We start from the raw sequence: 649 nt of genomic DNA, 5'->3' as shown, positions 1-649 counted from the left end.
AGTCCCTCGGTTGCCAGCATCATCACCACTTTTTCGCAGCCGCTGCGATCGGCGAAAAACTCGGTGTGTCCGCTGAAAGGCACACCGGCATCGTTGATGATACCTTTATGCACCGGCCCGGTTACCAGTGCGGCAAACTCGCCGCTCAGGCAGCCATCACAGGCGCGAGCCAGCGTGTTTACCACGTACAGGCCGTTGTCGACGTTAAGCTCGCCGGGAGAAGACTCTGCGGATAATGACACCGGCAATATCGTCAGCGAGCCCGGACGTTGCGCGCTGGCAGGGGTTCCGGGTTGGTAGTCTCGCAGCGTTAACGGCAGACCCAACTGCTTCGCTCGGCTACCCAGCAACGTGGGGTCGGCGCACACCACCAGTTCTACCGGCCAGTCGCGCTGGGCCAATTGAATGATGAGGTCGGGACCAATCCCGGCGGGTTCGCCGGGGGTGATCACGATACGAGACGTGGTTGTGGTCATTGTGCTGAGCTGCTGTCGCTGCCGTTAACGATCTTCACGTAAGCGGCTGCACGTTGTTCCTGCATCCAGGTTTGCGCCTCTTCCGAAAATTTACGGTTAAACAGCATGCGGTAAGCACGATCTTTCTGCGCCGCGTCGGTTTTGTCTACCTGACGTGTGTCTAACAGTTGAAT

The 649-nt window shown here is 58.6% G+C and carries 1 protein-coding gene and 1 pseudogene; both read right to left on the bottom strand.

Annotated elements, in window-relative coordinates; translation table 11 throughout:
• On the bottom strand, positions 1–476 hold a 476-nt coding region (locus J5224_RS33475; protein WP_264629191.1), incomplete at its 3' end, for a 4-hydroxythreonine-4-phosphate dehydrogenase PdxA.
• Positions 473–649, bottom strand: a pseudogene (locus J5224_RS33470) (peptidylprolyl isomerase SurA); the annotation flags it as partial. The pseudogene J5224_RS33470 and the gene J5224_RS33475, both read right to left, overlap by 4 nt.

It is taken from the genome of Candidatus Symbiopectobacterium sp. NZEC135 (assembly GCF_025962695.1).
The sequence above is the reverse complement of the archived record's forward strand: the minus strand, read 5'-3'. Positions and strand labels throughout refer to the sequence as shown.